Annotated in this window: 20 protein-coding genes and 2 pseudogenes (1 of these 22 only partly in view); 16 read left to right on the top strand and 6 right to left on the bottom strand. The window is 61.7% G+C overall.

Features of this window, described 5'->3' with window-relative positions; genetic code table 11:
• Positions 1–233 precede the first annotated feature (233 nt).
• The 5 genes from argJ (at position 234) to PYH37_RS25610 (ending at position 3699) form a co-directional block, all read left to right on the top strand.
• The gene (argJ, locus tag PYH37_RS25630) at positions 234–1475 is read left to right on the top strand and encodes a bifunctional glutamate N-acetyltransferase/amino-acid acetyltransferase ArgJ (RefSeq protein ID WP_280734265.1); all 1242 of its coding nucleotides are present in this window, start codon (positions 234–236) and stop codon (positions 1473–1475) included.
• A gap of 169 nt (positions 1476–1644) precedes the next feature.
• Positions 1645–2457 carry a GNAT family N-acetyltransferase gene (locus PYH37_RS25625; protein ID WP_280734264.1) on the top strand — a complete coding sequence of 271 codons (813 nt, stop codon included), beginning with the start codon at positions 1645–1647 and terminating at the stop codon, positions 2455–2457.
• 9 nt (positions 2458–2466) lie between these two features.
• The gene (gene mutT, locus PYH37_RS25620; protein ID WP_280736162.1) at positions 2467–2874 is read left to right on the top strand and encodes an 8-oxo-dGTP diphosphatase MutT; all 408 of its coding nucleotides are present in this window, start codon (positions 2467–2469) and stop codon (positions 2872–2874) included.
• Positions 2875–3126: 252 nt separating this feature from the next.
• The gene (locus PYH37_RS25615; RefSeq protein WP_280734263.1) at positions 3127–3447 is read left to right on the top strand and encodes a hypothetical protein; all 321 of its coding nucleotides are present in this window, start codon (positions 3127–3129) and stop codon (positions 3445–3447) included.
• A gap of 78 nt (positions 3448–3525) precedes the next feature.
• On the top strand, positions 3526–3699 hold the full coding sequence (locus PYH37_RS25610) for a Flp family type IVb pilin (protein ID WP_280734262.1): 174 nt from the start codon (positions 3526–3528) through the stop codon (positions 3697–3699).
• 83 nt (positions 3700–3782) lie between these two features.
• Here the strand turns inward: PYH37_RS25610 and PYH37_RS25605 are convergent, their stop codons facing one another.
• Positions 3783–4682, bottom strand: a complete 900-nt coding sequence (locus tag PYH37_RS25605) for a methyltransferase domain-containing protein (protein WP_280734261.1) — start codon at positions 4680–4682, stop codon at positions 3783–3785.
• Between the two features lie 58 nt (positions 4683–4740).
• Here PYH37_RS25605 and PYH37_RS25600 point away from each other — a divergent pair.
• The 4 genes and pseudogenes from PYH37_RS25600 to PYH37_RS25585 all read left to right on the top strand — a co-directional run bounded on the left by PYH37_RS25600 (position 4741) and on the right by PYH37_RS25585 (position 7213).
• Positions 4741–5515 (top strand): annotated as a pseudogene (locus tag PYH37_RS25600) (ComF family protein).
• Between the two features lie 47 nt (positions 5516–5562).
• The gene (grxC, locus tag PYH37_RS25595) at positions 5563–5820 is read left to right on the top strand and encodes a glutaredoxin 3 (protein WP_280734260.1); all 258 of its coding nucleotides are present in this window, start codon (positions 5563–5565) and stop codon (positions 5818–5820) included.
• A 110-nt stretch (positions 5821–5930) separates the two neighbouring features.
• Positions 5931–6788, top strand: a complete 858-nt coding sequence (locus PYH37_RS25590) for a carbon-nitrogen hydrolase family protein (protein WP_280734259.1) — start codon at positions 5931–5933, stop codon at positions 6786–6788.
• Complete coding sequence (locus PYH37_RS25585) at positions 6785–7213, top strand: DUF1178 family protein (protein WP_280734258.1); 429 nt, start codon at positions 6785–6787, stop codon at positions 7211–7213. Before PYH37_RS25590 ends, PYH37_RS25585 begins: the two co-directional genes overlap by 4 nt.
• 18 nt (positions 7214–7231) lie before the next feature.
• Here the strand turns inward: PYH37_RS25585 and ubiG are convergent, their stop codons facing one another.
• The 4 genes and pseudogenes from ubiG to PYH37_RS25565 all read right to left on the bottom strand — a co-directional run bounded on the left by ubiG (position 7232) and on the right by PYH37_RS25565 (position 11182).
• Positions 7232–7978 carry a bifunctional 2-polyprenyl-6-hydroxyphenol methylase/3-demethylubiquinol 3-O-methyltransferase UbiG gene (gene ubiG / locus PYH37_RS25580; RefSeq protein ID WP_280734257.1) on the bottom strand — a complete coding sequence of 249 codons (747 nt, stop codon included), beginning with the start codon at positions 7976–7978 and terminating at the stop codon, positions 7232–7234.
• Between the two features lie 285 nt (positions 7979–8263).
• A pseudogene (locus PYH37_RS25575) lies at positions 8264–8810 on the bottom strand (dihydrofolate reductase family protein).
• A 173-nt stretch (positions 8811–8983) separates the two neighbouring features.
• The gene (locus PYH37_RS25570) at positions 8984–10507 is read right to left on the bottom strand and encodes an ABC-F family ATP-binding cassette domain-containing protein (protein ID WP_280734256.1); all 1524 of its coding nucleotides are present in this window, start codon (positions 10505–10507) and stop codon (positions 8984–8986) included.
• A 60-nt stretch (positions 10508–10567) separates the two neighbouring features.
• On the bottom strand, positions 10568–11182 hold the full coding sequence (locus tag PYH37_RS25565; protein ID WP_280734255.1) for a hypothetical protein: 615 nt from the start codon (positions 11180–11182) through the stop codon (positions 10568–10570).
• Between the two features lie 30 nt (positions 11183–11212).
• Between PYH37_RS25565 and PYH37_RS25560 the strand changes: the two genes are divergently transcribed.
• From PYH37_RS25560 to clpB, 7 genes are all read left to right on the top strand, one after another.
• Positions 11213–11953 (top strand): methyltransferase, encoded by a 741-nt coding sequence (locus PYH37_RS25560; protein ID WP_280734254.1) that lies wholly within the window; start codon positions 11213–11215, stop codon positions 11951–11953.
• 271 nt (positions 11954–12224) lie between these two features.
• On the top strand, positions 12225–13499 hold the full coding sequence (locus tag PYH37_RS25555; protein ID WP_280734253.1) for an aspartate kinase: 1275 nt from the start codon (positions 12225–12227) through the stop codon (positions 13497–13499).
• Positions 13500–13592: 93 nt separating this feature from the next.
• On the top strand, positions 13593–15860 hold the full coding sequence (ptsP, locus tag PYH37_RS25550) for a phosphoenolpyruvate--protein phosphotransferase (protein ID WP_280734252.1): 2268 nt from the start codon (positions 13593–13595) through the stop codon (positions 15858–15860).
• A gap of 67 nt (positions 15861–15927) precedes the next feature.
• On the top strand, positions 15928–17010 hold the full coding sequence (gene prfA, locus PYH37_RS25545; RefSeq protein ID WP_280734251.1) for a peptide chain release factor 1: 1083 nt from the start codon (positions 15928–15930) through the stop codon (positions 17008–17010).
• Positions 17011–17016: 6 nt separating this feature from the next.
• On the top strand, positions 17017–17898 hold the full coding sequence (gene prmC / locus PYH37_RS25540; protein WP_280734250.1) for a peptide chain release factor N(5)-glutamine methyltransferase: 882 nt from the start codon (positions 17017–17019) through the stop codon (positions 17896–17898).
• Between the two features lie 336 nt (positions 17899–18234).
• Entirely contained in the window at positions 18235–18900 is a 666-nt protein-coding gene (locus PYH37_RS25535) for a DUF4167 domain-containing protein (protein ID WP_280734249.1), read from the top strand.
• Between the two features lie 322 nt (positions 18901–19222).
• Entirely contained in the window at positions 19223–21829 is a 2607-nt protein-coding gene (clpB, locus tag PYH37_RS25530; protein WP_280734248.1) for an ATP-dependent chaperone ClpB, read from the top strand.
• 64 nt (positions 21830–21893) lie between these two features.
• Here the strand turns inward: clpB and PYH37_RS25525 are convergent, their stop codons facing one another.
• Positions 21894–23844, bottom strand: the 3' portion of a protein-coding gene (locus PYH37_RS25525; RefSeq protein WP_280734247.1) for a M23 family metallopeptidase. 2 nt of this gene lie beyond the right edge of the window; 1951 of the gene's 1953 nt are visible here — the last part of the coding sequence; its start codon straddles the right edge of the window (only 1 of its three bases is visible, at position 23844); its stop codon occupies positions 21894–21896.

Here is a 23844-nt window from a genome sequence, read left to right as displayed (position 1 = left end):
TTTTCGGACCGGGCGCGTTTCCTTTGGGAGAAGCGCCCGCCACGACCGGGAACTTCTCTCTTTCGGAGGAAATCCGAAAGCGGCAGAGATGTCCCGGCTTCAAAGCGCGGGAGCGTCTTGCGCGTTCTTCCGGACGCGTGACCTTTCGACTTCAGACCGACAACGATGCCCAACGGCTGAATGCCGTTCGGGCATTTCTCGCATCCACCCAACGCTTCCAAGGCAGGTTTCCCATGTCCGGTTCCGTTTCTCCGCTTGCTCCGAAAACCTTTGCAGAAATGCCGGCCCTTCGCGGCGTGCGCATGGCCACCGCCGCCGCCGGAATCAAGTACAAGAACCGCACCGACGTGCTGTTGATGGTCTTCGACCAACCGGCTTCGGTTGCCGGTGTGTTCACGCGATCGAAGTGCCCGTCCGCGCCGGTCGACTTCTGCCGCAGAAATCTGCCCGGCGGCGTTGCGCGCGCCGTCGTCGTCAATTCCGGCAACGCCAACGCATTCACCGGCAAGAAGGGGAGAGAGGCGACCGAGCTTACTGCGAAATCCGCGGCCAAGGCGGTCGGCTGCAGCGAAGGCGAAATCTTTCTGGCATCTACCGGCGTGATCGGCGAGCCACTGGACGCCACCAAGTTCGCGGGCGTGCTCGACGGCCTTGCCGTATCTGCCACCGAGGACGTCTGGTTCGACGCGGCGAAAGCGATCATGACTACGGATACCTATCCGAAGGTTGCGACCCGCAGCGCCGAGATCGGCGGCGTCAAGGTCACCGTCAACGGGATTGCCAAGGGCGCAGGCATGATCGCGCCGGATATGGCAACCATGCTCTCCTTCGTGGTGACCGATGCGGATATCGCGCCAGCACCGCTACAGGCGCTGCTTTCGGGTGGTGTCGGCCCAACCTTCAATTCGGTGACGGTCGACAGCGACACCTCCACCTCCGACACGCTGATGCTGTTCGCGACGGGTGCTGCGGCAAAGGACGGCCAACCAAGGATCGAGGATGCCGCCGATCCGCGCCTCGAAGCGTTCCGAGTGGCGCTCCATGATCTGCTCCGCGACCTGGCGCTCCAGGTCGTGCGCGACGGCGAGGGTGCGCGCAAGATGGTGGAAGTGACCGTCGAGGGTGCGGAGAATGATGCCGCCGCCAAGCGCATCGCGCTCTCGATCGCCAATTCGCCGCTCGTCAAGACGGCGGTCGCCGGCGAGGACGCAAATTGGGGCCGCGTGGTCATGGCCGTCGGCAAGTCCGGTGAGATGGCCGAACGCGACAGGCTGGCGATCTGGTTCGGCGATGTGCGCGTCGCCGTGGAGGGCGAACGCGATCCGGCCTACTCGGAAGCGGCGGCGAGCGCTGTCATGAAAGGCGAGAACATTCCGGTCCGCGTCGATATCGGCCTCGGCTCGGGCCGGGCGACGGTCTATACCTGCGATCTGACGAAGGAATATGTCGAGATCAACGGCGACTATCGAAGCTGAGCCGCCCAATGATTGCTCAACCGCATCCTTTCGGCTAGAGCGGAATGAGAAAAGCGGAGCGGCCCTCCATCCGCGTCTCGCCTATCAACGTATTGGACCGATCACGTTCATGATCCTGGGTTGACCCCATCAAAGTCACCGTGATCGGGCAGCATTCAAGGCTACCGACATGACACCGAACGACAGACAGCCGCCGATGCCGGGTGAGGCGGTCGGGGAAGCAACCATGGTTGATCTTCCGAGCGTGCGGCGGCTGGAAGCCGTCGGCTTTCGCGCCTGGCCGGCCGCTTTCGTGCAGTATGACGGCAGTTGGCTGATCCGCCTTACCGCGGGACACGACTCCAAGCGTCTGAACTGCGTCAATCCGCTCGATCCGTCGGACCATCGCGATATTGCGCTGCGGCTGGAGAAGGCGGCAAAGCTGTTCGCCGAATACGGTCGCCTGTTAACCGTTCGTCAAACGCCGCTAACGCCGCCGCAGATGGTCGCCTATATGGACGGTGAAGGCTGGACGCCGTTCAGCCACAGCCTGGTGTTTTCGCTCGATCTCGCCGAGCGGGATCTCGGCGAAGGCATGGATCATCTGCCGATCAAGGACGTCGGCCGGTTTATCGATGCCCGGATCCTGATCGGCAAGGAGGACCCTGAGATCAAGGCGGCACTGACCGAGATCATCAATTCCATCAAGCCGGAATGCGGCTTGTTTCTCTTCGAGGATCGCGAGCTCGGGCCGACGGCCGTGTCGCTGGTGGTACAGGACAACGATCTTGCCGGCATCATGCAGTTCGCCGTAGCCGAGGCCGTGCGCCGCCGAGGTGTCGGCCGAGCACTTCTCGATGCGTCGCTCCGCTGGGCGCGCCTTCGAGGCGCGAAGAAGGCCTGGTTGCAGGTGGAGGCCGATAACCGGGCCGCAATCGAGCTCTACCGCAAGGCCGGCTTCACCGAGGTCTACCGCTACCTCTATCGAACCCCGAAGGTTTAACGCATGGAAATGCAGGATAAGAAGATCGTACTCGTCGCGGCCTGCGCGCTGGTCGATTCCGACGGGCGCATTCTGCTGGCGCAACGCCCCGAAGGAAAACCTCTTGCGGGGCTTTGGGAGTTCCCCGGCGGTAAGGTCGAGACCGGCGAAACGCCGGAGGAAACGCTGATCCGGGAGCTGGACGAGGAGCTGGGCATCCGCACCAAGGTTGCCTGCCTTGCCCCGCTCACCTTCGCCAGCCACAGCTACGACGACTTTCACCTGCTGATGCCACTTTATATCTGCCGTCGCTACGAAGGCTTCGCCGAGGGGCGGGAAGGTCAGGCGATCAAATGGGTGCGGCCCAGGGCTCTGCGGGATTACCCGATGCCGCCGGCCGACGAGCCGCTGATTCCATTCTTGATGGATTTGCTATAGGATCGGTGTGCGGGCGTGCCAAATCCGCACGCGGTCGTCGAGGGAGGGACGGGGATCCGCGTTCAGTTTCTTCAACTCCCTTAAATTCCAAAATTTATTAATCGAAAGTTTATCACCCTCGCGCAAAATGGACGCTATCAGTTTTGGTGTCTGCCACGCTTTCGGCAGCTCCGGTTTCGAGCAGGTGTGGTCAGGTCGAGGCTTGGGAAGGATGCTTTCGCCCCGCCGCTTTTCGTGTTTTGTGAGGCTTCGATGGTAGACGAGGATTTCTGGAGGACGGTTCAGGACAAGGATCTGGTGACAAGCCAGTCCCGCCGGACAGGTGTGCTCAATCTGTCGCTGCTGTTTGGAACGGCGGTGATCGCGCTGACGCTGATCCTCACGCCGATGCTGTCGTCGAAGAACGACAGGCGCATGATGGCAAACACGCCGATGAATTACGACAATATCTCGACAGGCTCGATTCCCTCCGGCGGGACGGCCAAGCGATATACCGTACGCCGCAGCGTGCTTCAGGAAATGCCGGGCGCCGTCTGCATCATCGATGCTGACGGCAGCAAAAGCGGATGCTGATTTAAACGAAGCGCCGGCGAGGTCCTGCGTCTTCCCGAGGTGACCACACGTCCCGTTTTCAAGGCGGGTGGAGGATGAATGGACAAGCTGAGATGTCTCGTTCGCAGCCGCGACGGCGCCACGGTGGTGGAATACGGCCTTCTGGCCGCACTGATCTCCGTCGGTCTCCTCGTTGGACTGCAGAATTTCTCTGAGGCACTCCTCGGCGTTTTCAACATCATAGTGGATGCGATCGAAACGGCCTGGGTTTGACACCATCAAGAGCGAAACCGCTCGCACGCTTCTCGCTCGTCCGGTGAACCCGCGCGCGTCGCAACGCGTCCGGTCCAGTCAAATCAGGATCCGCGTTTATGGTCTTTCAGTGGCTGCTCACTGACCCCGAGTGCGTCTGACAGTCTTTGTTTCGCGGAGCCGGGCTTCAACGGCTTTTGTTGGCTTTCATGCGGTGCCCAGCCGGAGACATAGATGACCGAGAACGTTGCGCGGATGCGTCCGTCCGGATCGGAGAAACGCTCCGCGTAGATCTCAGCGGCTTTCAGGAAGAAGCGTCGCGGCATGGGCGTGCGGCTGCGCGCGGCAAGCGGGTTGGTCATGCCCATTGCCCTCAGGTCCTTGAGCAGTCCGAAGAGCGAATCGTAACGCACCGTGTAAGTCTCGGCGTCTACCACCGGCAGGGCAAAGCCTGCCCGCTGCAGAAGAGCGCCCATTTCGCGCACGTCGGCAAAGGGAATTACGCGCGGGCTCGCCCCGCCCATCAGCTCCGCTTCAGCCGCAAGGAGCACTTCGCGAAGCTCCTGCAGCGTGCCGCTGCCGGGGATCGCAGCCAGGAACAGGCCATCGGGCTTCAGTGCCCGGCGCGCCTGAATGAAGACGCCCGGCGTATCGTTGGTCAGGTGCAGCGACAGCGGCGATACCAGCAGATTGAGAGATTCCGGTTCGGCGGGAACACGCTCCAAAGGCGCGACCGTGACCGGTGTGTCGGCCGAGCCGAAACCGCGGTCAGTTTCCACCCGTTCGATCGCGTCGATCTTGCCGGTTTCGGCAAGACGACGCGCCGTGGCGCCCGTATAGCCGTGTAACTCCATGGCTTTGTCGAAATGCCGCTCCACGACGCTCACGCGGTCAGCCAGCTCCTGCGCGACGATATCGAGGAGGAAGGCCGCTTTTTCGTCGGCGCGGCGCAAGGCCCGGCGACGATGCGCTTCCACGAGGCTCTGGTCAAAGATGATTTCCACGATACTCTCTCCGAGCTTACGGACGCAAAAAAACCCTGGCGGAGACAAAGTCAACCTGATGGAACGGGACGGATGGAGAAATCGGGCCACACGCTCGGCGGCGCTCTTGCGCCAACTCGGCAGCGAGGCGGTCAATGTCGTCTTTCCGCCCGTCTGCTGCGGCTGCGGTCGGCTCACGGGCGACCCTCATGCGGTCTGCGCGTCCTGCTGGCGCGGCCTGCGCCTGATCGAGCGGCCGTATTGCGATGTCCTCGGATCGCCCTTCGGCTTCGATCCGGGCTTGGGCGCTGTTTCGCCAGAAGCGATGGCCAACCCGCCGGCCTTCGACAGGCTGCGCTCCGCCGCGCTGCACGAAGGTATAGCGCGTGACCTGGTGCACGGCCTGAAATATCGCGACCGAACTGATCTGGCGCCGATGCTCGCCGAATGGATGATCCGTGCGAGCGATGGTGCCGTGGCGGCGGCCGACCTGATCGTGCCGGTTCCGCTTCACGCGTTTCGGCTATGGAGGCGAAAGTTCAACCAGGCGGCCGAGCTCGCGCGGTTCATTGCCGACATCTCGCAGACGCCCTATCGGCCGAATGTCCTTCGGCATCAAACGCACGAGCCGGCAAATCGGCCTCGGCGCCAAGGCTCGCGAGGACAACGTCCGAGGCGCTTTTGCCGTGCCTGAAAGCGCTAGACCGGCTGTCGCCGGGAAGCGTATCGTGCTCGTAGACGATGTGTACACGACGGGCGCGACCGTGTCGGCCGCCACGCGCGCGCTGAAGCGGGCGGGGGCCGGAGATGTAACGGTTTTGACCTTTGCAAGAGCCATGTCCGGTCCTATATGAAAATCAGATTGGCCGGCGTAGACGCCGGTGTGGAGCGGTTTGGAATCATGGCTTCGGTGGTCATTTATACGCGTCAGTTCTGCGGCTATTGCTCCAGAGCAAAGAAGCTTCTGGAAAGCAAGGGTGTCGGCTTTGTCGAGCATGACGCGACCTATGCTCCGGAGCTCCGCCAGGAGATGATCGACAAGTCCAACGGCGGCAGGACCTTCCCGCAGATCTTCATCAATGACGTGCATGTCGGCGGTTGCGACGATCTGCACGCACTCGACCGTGTCGGCAAGCTCGACAAGTTGCTCGCCGCCTGAAATGGAATGAAGAAGCAGGTTCGGTGTTGCCGGCATTCCGCTCCAGCCAACACAGTTGCGGGACGATCTGGATCGCTTCGATCCGAATCCTGCTCGGGAGAAATAGAGTAATGACGTTCAAGGCTGCTGCCGTTCAGATGTGCTCCGGCATCGATCCCGCAAGCAATGCGGAGGCGATGGCAAAGCTCGTGCGTGAGGCGGCTGCTCAGGGCGCAACCTATATCCAGACGCCCGAGATGACCGGTGCCGTACAGCGCGACCGGGCGGGGCTTCGGTCCGTGCTGAGGGACGAGGCCGGCGACCTCGTTGTGCGGGACGCCGCAAGCCTCGCTGCGGAACTCGGCATTTATCTTCATGTCGGCTCGACGCCGATTGACCTTGCGGACGGCAAGATCGCCAACCGCGGCTTCCTCTTCGGGCCGGATGGCGAAAAAATTTGCGACTACGATAAGATCCACATGTTCGACGTGGATCTGGAAAATGGCGAAAGCTGGCGCGAAAGTGCCCTCTACCGGCCGGGAGCGACGGCGCGTCTTGCCGATCTTCCCTTAGGCAAGCTCGGTTTCGCGATCTGTTACGACGTCCGCTTCCCCGAACTCTTCCGTCAGCAGGCCGTCGCCGGCGCCGAGATCATGTCGGTGCCCGCGGCTTTCACCCGCCAGACGGGCGAGGCGCACTGGGAGATACTGCTGCGCGCCCGCGCTATCGAAAACGGTCTGTTTATCATTGCCGCCGCCCAGGCCGGCGAGCATGAAGATGGCCGGGAGACCTTCGGCCATTCGATGATCGTCGATCCCTGGGGCAAGGTTCTCGCTCAGGCCGGACCGGTCGGCGAGGCGATCGTTATCGCCGAGATCGATGTGGCCGCGGTGCACGGCGCGCGTGCGCGAATTCCCAATCTCAGGAATGCCCGCAGTTTCGTTCTGGATGAGGTGGCATCGGCCGGGAAAGGAGGCGTTGCAGCTTGATCCGCTACACTCTTTCCTGCGACAACGGCCACGCCTTCGAAGGCTGGTTCTCATCGAGTGACGACTTCGACCGACAGGTCGACAGCCATCTGGTTACCTGTCCCACTTGCAGCTCGGCCTCCGTCAGCAAACAGTTGATGGCGCCCGCCGTCTCGACGGCACGCAAGAAGGAGGCAAGACAGGCGCTGGTGATGGATCAAGCGCAGAAGGAAACGATTGCCAAGCTTCGCGAGCTGGTAAAATCGATCCGCGAGAACGCCGAAGACGTCGGCGAACGCTTCCCGGAAGAGGCGCGCAAGATCCACTACGGCGAGGCGGACCAGCGCGGATTGATCGGCAAGGCAACCGCCGAAGAGGCCGTCGCGCTTCTCGAAGAGGGTATCGAAATCGCACCCTTGCCGGTGATCCCGGACGACAAGAACTGAGCCGGCGGTCGGCGGGTTTTAGATCGGGCGCTTGGCGACGATCATGTAGTTGATGTCCATGTCTCTCGAAAGGTTCCACTGATTGGCGAGCGGATTGAAGAAGACACCGGTGCGATCGGCGATCTCCATGCCGCTCGCGCGGAGGGGCTTTTCGAGCTCTTCGGGGCGCACCAATTTTTCATATTGATGCGTGCCGCGCGGCAACCAGCGCAGCACATTCTCAGCGGCAAAGATGGCAAGCGCCGCCGCTTTCAGCGTGCGATTGATCGTGGCGACGAACATCAGGCCACCGGGCCGCACCAGATGCGCGCAGGTCGTCATGAAGAAGTCGACGTCGGCAACGTGCTCGACGACTTCCATGTTGAGAACGATGTCGAAACTCTCGCCGGCCTCCGCGAGCGCCTCCGCGGTGACGGCGCGGTAGTCGACGGCAACGCCGCTTCCCGCCGCATGGGCCTTGGCGATCCCGATATTCTTTTCCGAAGCGTCGGCTCCCAGCACGTCGGCGCCCATGCGGGCCATCGGTTCGGAGAGCAGGCCACCGCCGCAGCCGATATCGAGCACCCTTAGACCTTTTAGCGGTTGCGGGCCCTTGGGGTCGCGGCCGAAATGTTCGCAAGCCTTGTCGCGAATATAGGCAAGGCGCACCGGATTGAACTTGTGTAGCGGGCGGAACTTGCCAGTCGGATCCCACCATTCGGCTGCCATCGCCGAGAAGCGATCCACTTCGCTCTGGTCGATCGTCGTGCGTGCCGTCTCGCTCATCGGAGCCTCCTCGCCTTGTCCGGGTCGGGGCGCAAGCAGCCTTGACCTGCTTTGCCCTCTTGATCGTGAGTCGGACGATAGGGCGGCGATGTCAAGGGCCAACGTCAGCCGCTGCGACGGCCGTCGATACTACAGGCGCCGGGGCCGGCGAAGACAAGCAGCATCATGCCGGCATGGACGAAAAACAGGGCGGTCACGATCTGCAGCAGCGCGAGCGCCTGCGGGCATATTCAGACAGGCGGTTTTCCATGAATGCTCCCTCCCGAAGCTATGGTCTTTCGGCGTTCAAGCCGCCTGTGGCCGATAGTGCAGGATGACGACGCCGGATTTCAGCGGACGGACATGCGTGAGCTCCAGGCTTGTGCGTTCCGGGATATTCTGAAATAGCGGAACACCCTTGCCGAGCAGCACCGGATTGATGCCGAGGCGGTACTCGTCGACCAATCCTTTGGCGGTGAGTGTCGCAGCAAAGTTTGCGCTGCCAAAGATGAAGATCGTGCCGCCGTCAAGCTGTTTCAGGCGCTCGACTTCGGCGACCGCATCGCCGGAAACAAGCGCCGTATTGTTCCAATCGGCACTGCGAAGCGTTCTCGAGAAGACAAATTTTTCGACGCCGTTCATGAAAGTGGCGATATCGCCCTCGGCCGATGGCCAGGTAGGCCGCCATCATCTCATACGTCACGCGACCAAAGAGCAGGGTACCGGCTTCGAGCTGGGTTTCGCCGATATAGGCGGCAAGCTCGTCCTCAAAGACGAACCAACTGATATCGTGTCCGGGTGCCTCGAAATAACCGTCGACACTGATCATGTCCCACATGATAACCTTGCGCATGATCTTCCTCCCGTTCGCGGGCGGGCTCTCTTGCCCGTTCCTACAGCGCCGTGCGTCTTCTCAAATCGGTTCCGATTTAAGGAAACATGCGGCGGCATTGAGAATGACAAAACCAGTTTAATTTTGCAAGTGGTTTTATTTTGAGATCAATGGAAAAAGGGGCGTCCGCAGGCCTAGCTTTCACGGGCAGACGCAAAGAAATCCCCGGGATCATCGACCTCTACCAAATGCCGGTTCTCGATCAGCCAGAAGCGGTTGCCGACGGCGCGCACGAAACTGCGGTCGTGCGAAACCACAAGGCAACTCGTCTGCTGAACCATCAGCTCCGATTCCAATGCTTCCTGCCCCTCGATGTCGAGATGGTTGGTCGGTTCGTCGAGCAGATAGAAGTTTGGATTGGTGAGCCTCAGGACAAGCATGGCCAGCCGCGACTTCTGCCCGCCCGAGAGAATGCCGATCGGGCGCGACTGCAGATCGATCCCGAGGCCCGCTCCGGCAAGCAGGGTGCGGGCGCGTTGGTCGCCAACGTCGAACCGCCTGATGATCGTCGCAAGCGGCGTTTCACGATCGGCGAGCCCGGCGAGCGCCTGATCACTGTAGCCGAGCGCCAGTGACGGTGTCGGCTTGATCGTTGCTGCACACCGATCCGGCTCGGTTATCGCTGTCCTGATCAAATGGATGAGGCGGGACTTTCCTGCGCCATTGCGGCCGAGAAGGACGATGCGATCGCCCTGGCAGATCCAGCGTTTGCCGGTTTTGAACAGCAACCTGCCGTCCGGCGTTTCCACCGGCGTATCGTCCAGCGTGACGAGAACTTTGGCATGGGTGCCGCGACTGGCGAGCCGGATGGCGCCGGAGGATCGCTCCTGGAAACCCGGGCGTGCAGCTTCCTCCAGGCGCTCGGCCCTTTGGCGCATCTGTTTCGTCTTCACCGTCAAAAGATCGCTGCCGGAGTTGATGCCGATATTGTTGAGCTTGGCCGCCTGGCGGCGGAGCTGCTGCGCCGCTTTCATGTCCTTCTGGTAGCGCCGCTCGTCGGAAGCGTCGATCTCGTCCAGCGCGTTTCGTGCCAGCGAATAGGGCAGTGAAAACAGGCGCGATCGTTCCGCGCGCAGAAATAGCGTCCGGTTCGTTGTCGCATCGAGAAACGCCCGGTCATGGCTGGAGATCAGCACAGGGATGTCGCGGGGGAGGCTGCCGAGCCACGCTTCCAGCCCCAGAATCTTTCCAAGATCCAGGTGATTGGTCGGCTCGTCCAGGAGCAACACGTCCGGATCGGTGACGGAGACGCAGGCAAGGAGTGCCAGCCTTTGCCAACCTCCGCTCAACTTCGCGATGGGCAGTTGCCGAAGCGCCGGCGGGACGTCGAGAGAATCCAAGATGACATCAACCCGCCAGGCCTCTGTTTCAGCCTGGTCGTCCGGCAACGCTTGGCGAACCGCTTCATGGAATGGAGTTTCGGAAAGGGCTTGCGGAATAATCTGCTCGACATAGCCGATGCGCAGGCCTCGCGACCGCGTAATGTCGCCGGTCATGGGCTCGAGCATGCCGGCGACGCATCTCAGTAAGGTGGATTTGCCCCGACCATTGGCGGCGACGATGCCGATGCGATCGCCCGGCGAGACAGCAAGGTCGAGTTGCGAAAAGAGCGGCGCACCCAGTGTGACTGCGAGATTTCTGATAGTGATCAAAGCCATTGTCGTTCTCTGGACTGCCCAACGGGGTCGAAACCGATGCAGATGCGCATCGTTCGGCCCTTACGGATTGGGTTTGATGACGATATGCGGGGCGCTCAGAACCATTGGGTTCAGCGCCGCATGACGACTGGGCAGACCAGGAAGAGATAAAAAGGGCTTGTCTCTGGTCAGCCCTGCAAACGCATTTGCAGGGCTGAGACGGGGCCGCGCTGGCGATGGTGCCGGAAGAAAGTCATCACGCGCAGCCCTCCTTTCATGTTTGAATTGTTGAGGAGTGATAGCACCGCTTGGCGATTCTTGCAATCCTGACGCGATTGCTGACCTTCTACGCAAGGTGGAAGTACGGCCTTCTGTGGAGTTTTCGGTCGGATTGCCGTATCCTGCCGCTTGGCGCGTCACACCTCTCAGCGCGCGGGAGCCACGAAAGAAATGCCTGGTTCCGATGATCATGATCGGCTGGCGATGGATCTTCTGATCCGCGGTTTTCAGGTATCGCGGATCATTCGGTTGGTAGCCGATCTCGAGATTGCCGATAGAATAGCGCCGGACAGTTCGGCGAGCATCGACGAGTTGGCACTGACCAGCGGTGTTTTCGCGGCGCCGCTCCGGCGTGCCTTGCGCGCGCTTGCGGCCTTTGGAATATTTCGGTTCGGCGCGGATGGAAGGGTCGCTCATACGCCGCGATCTTTGCTCCTGCGGACCGACGTGCCGAACAGTCTCCATCACGGCGCACGCTTCTGGACCGCGGCTGGCTCCTGGCGGGCCTGGGAATATCTTGACGCGGCGCTGCATGGCAAAGTGCCCCATGAGGTTGCGTGGGGCACGGATCGCTTCAGCTATCTGCGCGACAATCCGGGCGAGGCCCGTCTCTTCGACGCCTTCATGGCCAATTTCCCTGATGACCGTCACAATGCGGTCGCCGCCAGCTATGATTTCTCCACCGTCGGCCTGATTGCCGACATCGGCGGCGGCAATGGCGAGGCGCTGCGCCGCATCGCCGCGGTGTACCCGCACGTGCGCGGCATCCTCTTCGACCGGATGCACGTGATAGCGGCCATTCCCGCCGAAATGCTGGCTCAAGGTCGAATTACGCCGCAAGTCGGCAGCTTCTTCGATCAGGTTCCCCCCGGAGCGGATTTGTACATGCTGATCCGGGTTCTGCATGATTGGCCGGACGACGATGCCCGTCGAATTCTCCGTTGCTGCCGCGCCGCAATTCCAGAAGACGGCCGACTGTTGGTTGTCGAGGCCCTAATGCCGGCCGACCCGTCGCTGGGACAGCCGACCGAATATCTTATCGACATGCAGATGATGGCGATGTTTGGCAGCGCACGCGAACGCACGGAGTCCGAATTCGACGCATTGCTTGCGGACACTGGGTTCGATCTGGTGCGGGTCATACCGACGGCATCCTCGGTCTCTATCCTGGAGTCGGTGCCCTGCTGAGCGCAAGTAGACCAGTCATTCGGTGCCGGTTTCCAACCGGTTCCTAAGAATACTCGTCGCCTCTTTCCGTCGTCGCTTTCTCTCCATTCCTCCGCCTTCCCATTGCACGCCGCCCCCTGATCCGCTAAGAGACGCCGCGACTTTCCGCTCCCCCAAGCGGTGACTGGCCGATGTCCGAGAAGTCTCTCCAAGCTTTTTGATCGTCAGGCGCCGGCGGGGGCGCTTTCCTGTCGCGCGCTCGCGCGGAAACATTCGGTACGGTAGAGGCGAAATGGCACGCATCGTGATGAAATTCGGCGGAACGTCCGTCGCAGATTTGGCCCGCATCCACAATGTCGCCCGCCATGTGAAACGGGAAGTCGATGCCGGCCACGAGGTCGCGGTCGTTGTCTCGGCCATGTCCGGCAAGACCAATGAACTCGTCGGCTGGGTCGAGAACATGCCTAAGGTCGCCGGCTCGAATGCGCCCTTCTACGACGCGCGCGAATACGACGCGATCGTTGCCTCCGGCGAACAGGTGACCTCCGGTCTGCTGGCGATCGCGCTGCAATCGATGGGCATCAACGCCCGCTCCTGGCAAGGCTGGCAGATCCCGATCAAGACCGACAATGCCCATGGCGCCGCCCGCATCCTCGACATCGAAGGTGCCGATATCATTCGCCGTATGGGCGAGGGGCAAGTGGCGGTCGTCGCCGGCTTTCAGGGACTCGGTCCGGACAATCGCCTAGCGACGCTCGGTCGTGGCGGATCGGACACCTCGGCGGTCGCGATCGCCGCTGCCCTCAAGTCCGACCGCTGCGATATCTACACGGATGTCGACGGCGTCTATACAACCGACCCGCGCATCGAGCCGAAGGCCCGGCGGCTGAAAAAGATCGCCTTCGAGGAAATGCTGGAAATGGCATCCCTCGGTGCCAAGGTGCTGCAGGTTCGCTCGGTCGAACTCGCCATGGTGCACAAAGTTCGCACCTTCGTGCGCTCTTCTTTCGAGGATCCCGACGCGCCGGGCATGGGTGACCTGCTGAACCCGCCCGGAACGCTGATTTGTGATGAGGATGAGATCGTGGAACAGGAAGTCGTAACCGGCATTGCCTATGCCAAGGATGAAGCCCAGATTTCGCTGCGCCGCCTGGCCGACCGGCCAGGTGTTTCCGCCGCGATCTTCGGACCGCTCGCCGAAGCCCATATCAATGTCGATATGATCGTGCAGAATATTTCGGAAGACGGCTCCAAGACGGACATGACCTTCACCGTGCCGTCCGGCGACGTCAACAAAGCGCTGAAGGTGCTTTCCGACAACAAGGAAAAGATCGGCTACGATGTTGCCCAGTCGGAATCCGGCCTCGTCAAGGTCTCGGTCATCGGCATCGGCATGCGCAGCCATGCGGGCGTTGCGGCCTCTGCCTTCCGTGCGCTTGCCGACAAGGGCATCAACATCAAGGCGATCACCACGTCCGAGATCAAGATTTCCATCCTGATCGACGGCCCTTATGCCGAATTGGCGGTTCGCACTTTGCATTCCGCCTACGGTCTGGATAAGAGTTAAACAGCAGGCATTTGATTTGGGATTCGCGGCGCGAGTAGGTCGCGGTGTTCCATTCTATGCCGTCGTTTATTCTTATTCGGGAGACCATACGCGATGAGAGACCTTTCTGCAGGTCCGCGCGTTCTCCTCAAGCGGTTGCGCGAGCTCATGGCGGAACCGCTTGAGCCGCAGGAACGCCTTGACCGGATCGTCCGTCAGATCGCGCAGAACATGGTCGCGGAAGTGTGCTCGGTCTATGTGCTGCGCTCCGACGGTGTGCTCGAACTTTACGCCACCGAAGGTCTGAACAAGACCGCCGTGCACCTGGCGCAATTGAAGATGGGGCAGGGTCTCGTCGGTACGATCGCCGCGTCGGCGCGACCGCTCAATCTTTCCGATGCGCAGTCGCATCCGGCGTTCACCTACCTGCCTGAGACCGGTGAAGAGATCTATCATTCCTTCCTCGGCGTGCCGATCCTGCGCACCGGGCGGGCCCTCGGCGTCCTCGTCGTTCAGAACAAGGCGCAGCGCAACTATCGCGAGGACGAGGTCGAAGCACTCGAGACGACCGCGATGGTGCTCGCCGAAATGGTCGCCACCGGCGAACTCAAGAAGATCACCAAGCCGGGACTTGAACTCGACCTGTCGCGCCCCGTGACAATCGAAGGCAACAGCTACGGCGAGGGTATCGGTCTCGGCTATGTCGTGCTGCATGAACCGAGGATCGTCGTTACCAACCTGCTCAACGAGGATACGGAACAGGAATTGCAACGCCTCGCCGAGGCGCTCGGCTCGCTGCGGATTTCGATCGATGACATGCTGTCGCGCCGCGACGTGTCGATGGAAGGCGAGCATCGTGCGGTGCTCGAAACCTACCGGATGTTTGCCCATGACCGCGGCTGGGTGCGGAAACTCGAAGAGGCGATCCGCAACGGTTTGACGGCCGAAGCGGCGGTCGAGCGGGTTCAGAGCGAGACCAAGGCGCGGATGATCCGCCTGACCGACCCCTATCTCCGCGAGCGGATGCACGATTTCGACGATCTCGCCAATCGGCTGCTGCGTCAGCTTTCCGGTTACGGCGCCAAGCTTTCCGCGGCCGACTTTCCGAGCGACGCGATCGTCGTCGCTCGTGCGATGGGCGCCGCGGAGCTGCTCGACTATCCTCGCGAAAACGTGCGCGGCCTTGTGCTGGAGGAGGGTGCGGTCACGAGCCACGTTGTGATCGTCGCCCGCGCCATGGGCATTCCGGTGGTCGGCCAGGCGGCAGGCGCGGTGGCACTTGCCGAAAATCGCGACGCGATCATCGTCGATGGCGACGATGCGAAGGTGCATCTGCGGCCGCTCGCCGACCTGCAGCGGTCCTACGAGGAAAAAGTTCGCTTCCGTGCCCGCCGGCAGGCGCAATTCCGGGCGCTCAAGGATGTCGAGCCGCTGACGAAGGACGGCCAACGCATCACGCTGCAGATGAATGCCGGCCTGTTGGTCGATCTGCCGCATCTGAACGAGGCGGGAGCGGAAGGCATCGGGCTCTTCCGCACCGAGCTGCAATTCATGATCGCCTCGACCATGCCGAAGGCCGAGGAACAGGAAGCCTTCTATCGCAATGTCCTGAAGCAGACCGGAGGCAAGCCGGTGACTTTTCGCACGCTCGATATTGGCGGCGACAAGGTCGTTCCCTATTTTCGTGCTGCGGAAGAGGAAAACCCGGCGCTCGGCTGGCGGGCGATCCGGCTTTCGCTCGACCGGCCGGGGCTCCTGCGTACGCAGCTCAGGGCAATGCTCAGAGCGGCTGCCGGTGCCGAGCTCAGGCTGATGTTTCCGATGGTGACGGAAGTATCCGAGCTCAGGGTGGCACGCCAACTGCTGCAGAAGGAGATCGAGCGGCAGTCTAAACTTGGTGAACAGTTGCCGCGCAAGCTTCAGTTCGGCGCGATGCTGGAAGTTCCGGCACTGCTCTGGCAGCTCGACGAATTGATGGCCGAGGTAGATTTCGTCTCGGTAGGCTCGAACGATCTCTTCCAGTTCGCCATGGCCGTCGATCGCGGCAATGCGCGCGTTTCGGATCGCTTCGATGTTCTCGGCCGGCCGTTTCTGAGGATCCTGCGGGACATCGTGCGTGCGGGCGAACGCAATGACACGCCCGTGACGCTGTGCGGCGAGATGGCAAGCAAGCCGCTTTCGGCGATGGCGCTGCTTGGACTCGGCTTCCGGTCGGTCTCGATGTCGCCGACGGCCGTCGGCCCGGTCAAAGCCACGCTGCTGGCGCTTGATGCCGGCAAGCTGGCCGAGGCTCTCGATGCGGCGCTGGACGACGTGAAATCAGAGATACCGATCCGGCAGCTGTTGATCGATTTCGCGGCGGAAAACGGCATACCGGTATAGCTGAATAAGAGCATGCTGTCCTCGTCCGGATCGCGATCCGGGCGGGGCGATGCATTTGGAGTGACACTTGGCAAAGCTTCCTTTTGAAAAGATGCGCGAACTTGAACGACGGTTCGGCGAGATCGAGGCTCGCATGTCGGCCGGCCCCGCAGCCGACGTTTATGTGAAGCTCGCCTCGGAATATTCCGAGCTGCAGCCGGTCGTGACGAAGATCCGCGCCTACCAAAAAGCGACCGCCGAGCTTGCCGACATCACCGCAATGCTCGCCGACCGCGCGACGGACAAGGAGATGCGCGACCTTGCCGAGATGGAGAAGCCGGAGATCGAAGCGAGGATCGAGGCTCTCGAAGAGGAAATCCAAATTCTGCTGCTGCCGAAGGACGCGGCCGACGAAAAGAGCGCGATCCTCGAAATCCGGGCCGGCACCGGCGGTTCGGAAGCGGCGCTTTTTGCCGGCGATCTCTTCCGAATGTACGAGCGCTATGCCTCGACCAACGGCTGGCGTGTTGAGGTGCTTTCGGCAAGCGAGGGCGAGGCGGGCGGTTACAAGGAAATCATTGCTACGGTTTCCGGCCGCGGCGTGTTCTCGCGATTGAAATTCGAGTCCGGTGTCCATCGGGTGCAGCGCGTGCCGGAAACCGAGGGGAGCGGCCGCATCCATACGTCTGCGGCAACGGTTGCCGTGCTGCCGGAAGCCGAGGAGATTGACGTCGAGATCCGGCCCGAGGACATCCGCATCGATACGATGCGCTCTTCCGGCGCCGGCGGTCAGCATGTCAACACGACCGACTCGGCCGTCCGTATAACCCATATGCCGACCGGCATCGTCGTCACCAGTTCGGAGAAGTCGCAACACCAGAACCGGGCCAAGGCGATGCAGGTCCTGCGCTCGCGGCTTTATGACATGGAGCGCCAACGCGCCGACAGCGAACGGTCGGCGGATCGCAGGAGTCAGGTGGGTTCGGGCGATCGCTCGGAGCGCATCCGCACCTACAACTTTCCGCAGGGCCGCGTCACCGATCATCGCATCAATTTGACTCTCTATAAGCTCGACCGGATGATGGAAGGCGAGATCGACGATGTGGTGGATGCTCTGGTGGCGGATCATCAAGCGAGCCAACTCGCCCTTCTCGGCGAAAGGCAGAACTGAACGGTAATGGCTGAGACGCTCGACAGCATCCTTGCCGAAAGCCGCGACAGACTGAGAGCTGCCGGCATCGAGTCGGCCGCCCTCGATGCCCGGCATCTGATTTCCGGCCTGCTCGGCCTTTCGCTCGCGGTGCTGATGGTACGCGGCGGAGAACCGATCAGCGCCACGAACGCGCAGCGCATCCGTGCAGCGGTCGCGCGCCGCGCCGCGCGCGAGCCGGTCTATCGCATCCTCGGCGAGCGAGAATTTTTTGGACTGAGGCTCAAGCTGTCGAAGGAGACGCTGGAGCCGCGGCCGGATACCGAAACGCTGGTCGATTGCCTGATTCCCCACGTGCGGCGGGTTGTCGCCAGAAAGGGAAGCTGCCGAATCATCGATCTTGGAACGGGAACCGGAGCCATTTGTCTCGCTCTTCTCGACGCGGTACTTGAAGCGCGCGGCCTGGGTACCGATATATCCGAGGACGCCTTAGCTACAGCGCTGGAAAATGCGCAGCGGAATGGGCTTGCGGAGCGCTTCGAAGCGCTTCGCAGCAACTGGTTCGAGGCAGTCGAGGGGCGGTTCGACGTCATCGTCTCAAATCCGCCTTATATCCGGTCCAAGGTTCTTGAAGAGCTTGAGCCGGAAGTGAGACTCCACGATCCGGCCGCCGCATTGGATGGCGGAGACGACGGGCTTGACGCCTATCGTGCCATCGCTCTTCACGCTGATCGCCACCTTGAAACGGACGGCGTAATAGGCTTGGAAATAGGTTTCGATCAAAAGCAGGCAGTAACGGCGCTGTTCGAGGCGCAGGGTTTCCGCTTGCGTGGCAGCGCGAAGGATCTCGGCGGCAACGACCGGGTCCTGGTATTCAAGCGGGACGTTGAGTGTGGCGATGACCGTTGAAAAAATGCTGCACCGGCGCCTCTCTTTTCTCGAAGGGCAAAGAAAGGGCTTGGAATCGCGAAGGAAGCGGGCTAGTTTGCCCCCGCGCACTGGGCAGAGGGTCATAGACCAAAGATTCGTTCCGGTATGACCTGGCCACGGGGATTGCTCTCAAGAAAGAGTTGCTAGGGTTCGACAGTGCCTTGTGCGGGTACCTGTTAATTTGACATCAGCCGGCGCCGGGATCGCGAAGAGGCGGTCTGCCGTGGCGCGTGTTTTTCTCGGGCGCGGAAGAGATCCAGCCGAGAGGCGGAACCACATGATCATCATTATCAAGAAAATTCAGGTGAATGGACTATGAGGCCAGGACAGCAAAACAAGCGCGGCCGTGGGCGGAATAACAACAATAACAACAACAACGGAAACAGCAATAATCGCAAGGGATCCAATCCCTTGACACGGACTTACGACAGCTCCGGCCCGGACGTGAAGATTCGCGGTACCGCCCAGCATATTGCCGAGAAATACGCGGCGCTTGCGCGCGACGCCCAGAGCTCCGGCGACCGCGTGATGGCGGAAAACTATCTGCAGCATGCCGAGCATTACAACCGCATCATCGCGGCGGCGCAGGCCCAGATGCAGGACCGCTTCCAGCGCGAAGAGCGCCAGGATTACCGCGAAGAGCGCCAGGATTACCAGGATCGCGACGCGATCGACCGCGACCAGGACGATCTGGATCAGGTCTATGCCGAGGAAGCACCGGTTCGTACCGCTGCCGCGCCGGCGCCCGTTAGTGAGCCGCAACCGGTCATTGACGGCTCCGGTCCGCAGCCGGTGATCGAAGGCACGCCTGCCGAAGTCGCCATGGAAGAGGAAACTCCCGCGGCGTCGGGCCGCTCGGCCACGCGCCGCCGCAGCGCGGCACGCCCTCGCCGCCAGCCACGCCGCAATGCTCAGCAGGAAGAGGCGGCGGCTGACGGCCAGCCCGCGCCCGATGCAGCAGTACTGGCAGCTTCGGAATAAACGGCGAAGCCAACACTGCCATTATCCAGAAAGCCCGGCCGTATAGCCGGGCTTTCTGCGTATGAAACTCCTGCTGCATAGCAGCTTAGATCGGAACGATTGAAGCGATCGTATTCCGCCGCTTCAGCCGGCGAGATTCCGTGCGAACCGGTTGCCGCTGCTCTTTAATTTCCGAGAACGTTGCCCCATATTCGCTTCGAAGACTTGATCCCGCGCGACGTGGGGATGAGGCGTCAACAACAGGCTTGCCGAGTGCGGGAGCCTGATCCTGCAACACCGGCCAGTGCCAAAGGATGGGCTTGCCGGGCTATGGAGGTAGAGAATGAATATCGAAAAATATTCCGAGCGTGTCCGCGGTTTCCTGCAATCCGCGCAGACCTACGCACTGGCTGAGGGGCACCAGCAGTTCACGCCAGAGCACGTTCTGAAAATACTGCTCGACGACGAGCAGGGCATGGCCGCTTCCCTCATCGAACGCGCCGGCGGTGATGCGCGTGAGGCAAGAGCCGGCACCGCCGCAGCACTGGCGAAGCTCCCCAAAGTTTCCGGCGGCAATGCTTCCGTCTATCTGTCGCAACCACTCGCCAAGGTTTTCACGACCGCCGAAGAAGCTGCGAAGAAGGCTGGCGACAGCTTCGTGACGGTCGAGCGCCTGCTTCTGGCGCTGGCGATCGAAAGCTCGGCGGCCACTGCGTCGATCCTCGCTAAGGCAGGTGTCACGCCGACAAAACTCAACCAGGTCATCAACGACGTCCGCAAGGGCCGTACCGCCGATAGCGCGAATGCGGAGCAAGGCTTCGATTCGCTGAAGAAATACGCGCGTGATCTCACGGCGGAAGCACGGGAAGGCAAGCTCGACCCGGTGATCGGTCGCGACGACGAAATCCGCCGCACGATCCAGGTGCTCTCGCGCCGCACGAAGAACAATCCGGTGCTGATCGGCGAACCGGGCGTCGGCAAGACGGCGATCGCCGAGGGCCTGGCACTGAGGATCGTCAATGGCGACGTGCCGGAGAGCCTTAAAGACAAGCGCCTGATGGCGCTCGACATGGGCGCCCTGATTGCCGGTGCAAAATTCCGCGGTGAGTTCGAAGAACGGCTGAAAGCCGTACTCAACGAAGTGCGGGCGGAGGAGGGCGAGATCATTCTCTTCATCGATGAGATGCACACGCTCGTCGGGGCCGGTAAAGCGGAAGGGGCGATGGATGCCTCGAACCTGTTGAAGCCTGCGCTTGCACGCGGCGAGCTGCACTGCGTGGGCGCGACGACGCTCGACGAATACCGCAAGCATGTGGAGAAGGACGCCGCTCTTGCCCGCCGGTTCCAGCCAGTGATGGTTGCCGAGCCGACGGTCGAGGATACGATCTCGATCCTGCGGGGTCTCAAGGAAAAATACGAGCAGCATCACAAGGTGCGGATTTCCGATTCCGCGCTCGTTGCGGCCGCGACCTTGTCCAACCGCTACATCACCGACCGTTTCCTGCCGGACAAGGCGATCGATCTGATGGATGAAGCGGCCTCGCGTCTCAGGATGCAGGTCGATTCCAAGCCGGAGGAGCTCGATGAACTCGACCGGCGCATCATTCAGCTGAAGATCGAGCGCGAGGCCCTGAAGAAGGAGACCGATACCTCCTCCAAGGATCGGCTGGAAAAGCTGGAGCTCGATCTTTCCTCTCTCGAGGAGCAGGCGGCCACGCTGACCGCCCGCTGGCAGGCGGAGAAGCATAAACTCGGACGGGCGGCCGATCTCAAGAAGCAGCTCGACGAGGCACGCAACGAACTGCAGATCGTTCAGCGCAAGGGCGAATTCCAGAGGGCTGGCGAACTTGCCTACGGTGTCATCCCCAAGCTCGAGAAAGAGCTTACCGAGGCGGAAACTCAGGACGGTGCGAACGCGAATCCGATGGTGCAGGAGGTCGTCACTCCCGACAACGTCGCCCATATCGTCTCGCGCTGGACCGGCATTCCGGTCGACAAGATGCTGGAAGGCGAGCGCGAAAAGCTGCTTCGAATGGAAGACGAGCTGGCAAAATGGGTCGTCGGCCAGGGCGAAGCGGTGCAGGCGGTCTCGCGTGCGGTTCGCCGGTCGCGTGCGGGCCTGCAGGATCCGAACCGGCCGATCGGCTCGTTCATCTTCCTGGGTCCAACCGGCGTCGGCAAAACGGAGCTCACCAAGTCGCTTGCCCGCTTCCTCTTCGACGACGAGACCGCGCTGATGCGGATCGACATGTCGGAATACATGGAGAAGCACTCGGTTGCCCGGCTGATCGGTGCGCCTCCAGGTTACGTCGGCTACGAAGAGGGCGGAGCGTTGACTGAATCCGTTCGCCGCAGGCCATATCAGGTCGTGCTGTTCGACGAGATCGAGAAGGCGCATCCGGATGTCTTCAACGTGCTCCTGCAGGTGCTTGACGATGGGCGCCTGACCGATGGCCAAGGGCGCACCGTCGACTTCAAGAACACGCTGATCATCATGACCTCGAATCTCGGTGCGGAATACCTGGCCGCGCTTGGCGAGAACGAGGACAGCGATGCGGTTCGCGATCAGGTGATGGAGGTAGTGAGGGCCGCCTTCCGTCCGGAATTCCTGAACCGCGTGGACGAGATTATTCTGTTCCACCGGCTGCGCCGTTCGGAAATGGGTGCGATCGTCGATATCCAGCTCGAAAGGTTGCGAAGACTCGTCGCCGATCGCAAGATTACGATCGAACTCGAGGACGATGCGCGGGCTTTCCTTGCGGACAAGGGCTATGACCCCGCCTACGGCGCGCGGCCTCTGAAGCGGGCGATCCAGAAATACGTTCAGGATCCGCTTGCCGAAAAGATGCTGCAGGGCGAGTTCCCGGATGGTTCGGTGGTGAGGGTCGTCGCCGGTTCCGACCGGCTGAACTTCAAACGCGGAGCTGCCGCCGAGAAAGAGGCAGCGTAAACTGAAAAGGCCGCCTCACGGCGGCCTTTTCGCGTTTCACCGTTATCGTCAGACCGTAAGACGGTTATTTGCTCGCGACCTCGCTGGCGTCGTCCTTACCGAGAAGCTCGTCGATGCGCTCGCGCTCCTTCTCGAACTTCGCCAATGCGTCGCCGCCAAGCGACTTGCCCCCCGGCAGCCGGATGCGCAGCGGGTCGACCTTGTTGCCGTTGACGATCAGTTCGTAGTGGAGATGCGGACCTGTCGAAAGGCCGGTCGTGCCTACCCAGCCGATCACCTGGCCTTGCACGACCTTGGCGCCGGGCTTTACATTTTTGGCGATGGCGCTCTGGTGGTTGTAGGACGAGACATAGCCGTTGGCATGGCGGATCAGAGTCTGGTTGCCATAGCCGCCGGAATCCCAACCCGCCTTCTCCACCACTCCGTTGCCGGCGGCGATGATCGGGGTTCCGCGCGGGGCCGACCAATCGACGCCGGTGTGCATGCGCGAGAAGCCGAGAATCGGGTGGCGGCGCATGCCGAAGCCGGAGCGGAAATGACCGTTTGGAACCGGATTGCGCAACAGGAACTGACGAATGCTCTTGCCGTCCTTGTCGAAATAATCGATCGAGTTGTCGTCCGGGTCCTGGAAGCGATAGAACCGCGTTTCGGCATCACCGAATTTGGCCTTGACATAGAGAAGTTCGGATTCGTCCGTCGCCTGGCCGCTTTCGTCGGTAACCGAGAAGAAGGCTTCAAGCGAATCCATCGGCTTGAGCTGTGCCTGAAAATCGACATTGCTCGCCAGCAGCTTGACGACGAGCGCGACCATATCGGCGTTCATACCGTAGGAGAGGGCGGCTCGGTAGATCCCGTCATAGACGCGCGGCAAGTCATGACCGCTGGTGATCGTCGGTGTTCCGGTATCGTCGAAGGCGGTCGCCACCGCATCGAGCTTCGGCGGCTCGGCACCGGGGACGAAGCGCCCCCGATCGTCGACCGCCATCGTCAGCACGTGGCGGTTACGGGAATAGATCGTCGCTCGCACGATGCGCGCTTCTTCGCCCTTCTGGATGATGCCAATGCGCAGCACGTCCCCGGTGGCGAGTTCGTTGGCGCCGAGCGCCGCCTCGAGATAGCCGGCCGCATCCTCTGCCTGGGCCTTGGCGTAACCGGCATTTTCCATCGCCGTCGCGATCGGCGTTGCGCGGCGCACCGGAATGACGTCGTCGGCATATTCGGTGCTCTGCTTGGTGATGTTCTCGTAGGCCGAGACGCTCATGTTCTCCTCGACCACCCGGGCCGAGAGCCCCTGGATCAGGTCGAGGTCATTCGTGTCGGAAGCAAAACGCTGCGGGTCGACATAGAAGAGCGAGGCGACCTGCGTGTTGCCTTCGGTCAGGACCGAACCATTGGTGCGGACGTTTTCCTCGACCTCATCGAGCGACATTGACGCCCCAAAGGTGAAGCCGGATCCGTTCAGCGGGAAATCCGCGGTCTTCAGCGCGACCTCGGACTCGACATCCGAGCCGTAGATGGTTCCGGTTTTCGCTGCCGGGGCGGCTTCGGCGTCCGCTTCCTCGGTCGAAAAGATCGCCAGCGGATCGAATGCGGGATAGTCCTCGGCGGTTTGATGGTTGGCGGCAAGCGCCATCTTGACGTGGACGAAGGGCTGCCGGCGGACCACTTCCTTTTCGCCGTCGTGGATCATGGTGGAGACTTCCATGATCGTCTTGTCTGCCGGCTTGGCGACGATGTTGGGGGAAAGAATACGGCCGCCCCGCTTGGCGGTACTGGTCGGTCCGCGCGCGGCAGGATCGAGCGCCGCGAAAGCTTCCGCCGGGATCGCCAGCTGCTGGCGGCCGTCGAGAGCGGCAAAAAGCGCGACGCCCATCAGGAGGCTTGACGTTATGCCGGTGAGGAACGTGCCCGTAAGCCAGCGCATGGAGATTTCGCGTCGGTCCGGCGCGCGGCGGCCATCCGCAAGGATCGGCGGTTGGTCGCCGAGCGACCGGACCATGTTCTTGTCGGTGATC

Origin of the sequence: Sinorhizobium numidicum (assembly GCF_029892045.1) — a bacterium.
Taxonomy (GTDB): domain Bacteria; phylum Pseudomonadota; class Alphaproteobacteria; order Rhizobiales; family Rhizobiaceae; genus Sinorhizobium; species Sinorhizobium numidicum.
Note: the sequence above shows the minus strand (reverse complement) of the source record. Positions and strands in the feature narration are given on the sequence as shown.

Bases quoted from the DNA above. Each gene is read 5' to 3' on its own strand.
- argJ (WP_280734265.1), top strand. From the start codon at position 234: ATGTCCGGTTCCGTTTCTCCGCTTGCTCCGAAAACCTTTGCAGAAATG.
- PYH37_RS25625 (WP_280734264.1), top strand. From the start codon at position 1,645: ATGACACCGAACGACAGACAGCCGCCGATGCCGGGTGAGGCGGTCGGG.
- mutT (WP_280736162.1), top strand. From the start codon at position 2,467: ATGCAGGATAAGAAGATCGTACTCGTCGCGGCCTGCGCGCTGGTCGAT.
- PYH37_RS25615 (WP_280734263.1), top strand. From the start codon at position 3,127: ATGGTAGACGAGGATTTCTGGAGGACGGTTCAGGACAAGGATCTGGTG.
- PYH37_RS25610 (WP_280734262.1), top strand. From the start codon at position 3,526: ATGGACAAGCTGAGATGTCTCGTTCGCAGCCGCGACGGCGCCACGGTG.
- grxC (WP_280734260.1), top strand. From the start codon at position 5,563: ATGGCTTCGGTGGTCATTTATACGCGTCAGTTCTGCGGCTATTGCTCC.
- PYH37_RS25590 (WP_280734259.1), top strand. From the start codon at position 5,931: ATGACGTTCAAGGCTGCTGCCGTTCAGATGTGCTCCGGCATCGATCCC.
- ubiG (WP_280734257.1), bottom strand. From the start codon at position 7,978: ATGAGCGAGACGGCACGCACGACGATCGACCAGAGCGAAGTGGATCGC.
- PYH37_RS25570 (WP_280734256.1), bottom strand. From the start codon at position 10,507: ATGGCTTTGATCACTATCAGAAATCTCGCAGTCACACTGGGTGCGCCG.
- PYH37_RS25565 (WP_280734255.1), bottom strand. From the start codon at position 11,182: ATGAGCGACCCTTCCATCCGCGCCGAACCGAAATATTCCAAAGGCCGC.
- PYH37_RS25555 (WP_280734253.1), top strand. From the start codon at position 12,225: ATGGCACGCATCGTGATGAAATTCGGCGGAACGTCCGTCGCAGATTTG.
- ptsP (WP_280734252.1), top strand. From the start codon at position 13,593: ATGAGAGACCTTTCTGCAGGTCCGCGCGTTCTCCTCAAGCGGTTGCGC.
- prmC (WP_280734250.1), top strand. From the start codon at position 17,017: ATGGCTGAGACGCTCGACAGCATCCTTGCCGAAAGCCGCGACAGACTG.
- PYH37_RS25535 (WP_280734249.1), top strand. From the start codon at position 18,235: ATGAGGCCAGGACAGCAAAACAAGCGCGGCCGTGGGCGGAATAACAAC.
- clpB (WP_280734248.1), top strand. From the start codon at position 19,223: ATGAATATCGAAAAATATTCCGAGCGTGTCCGCGGTTTCCTGCAATCC.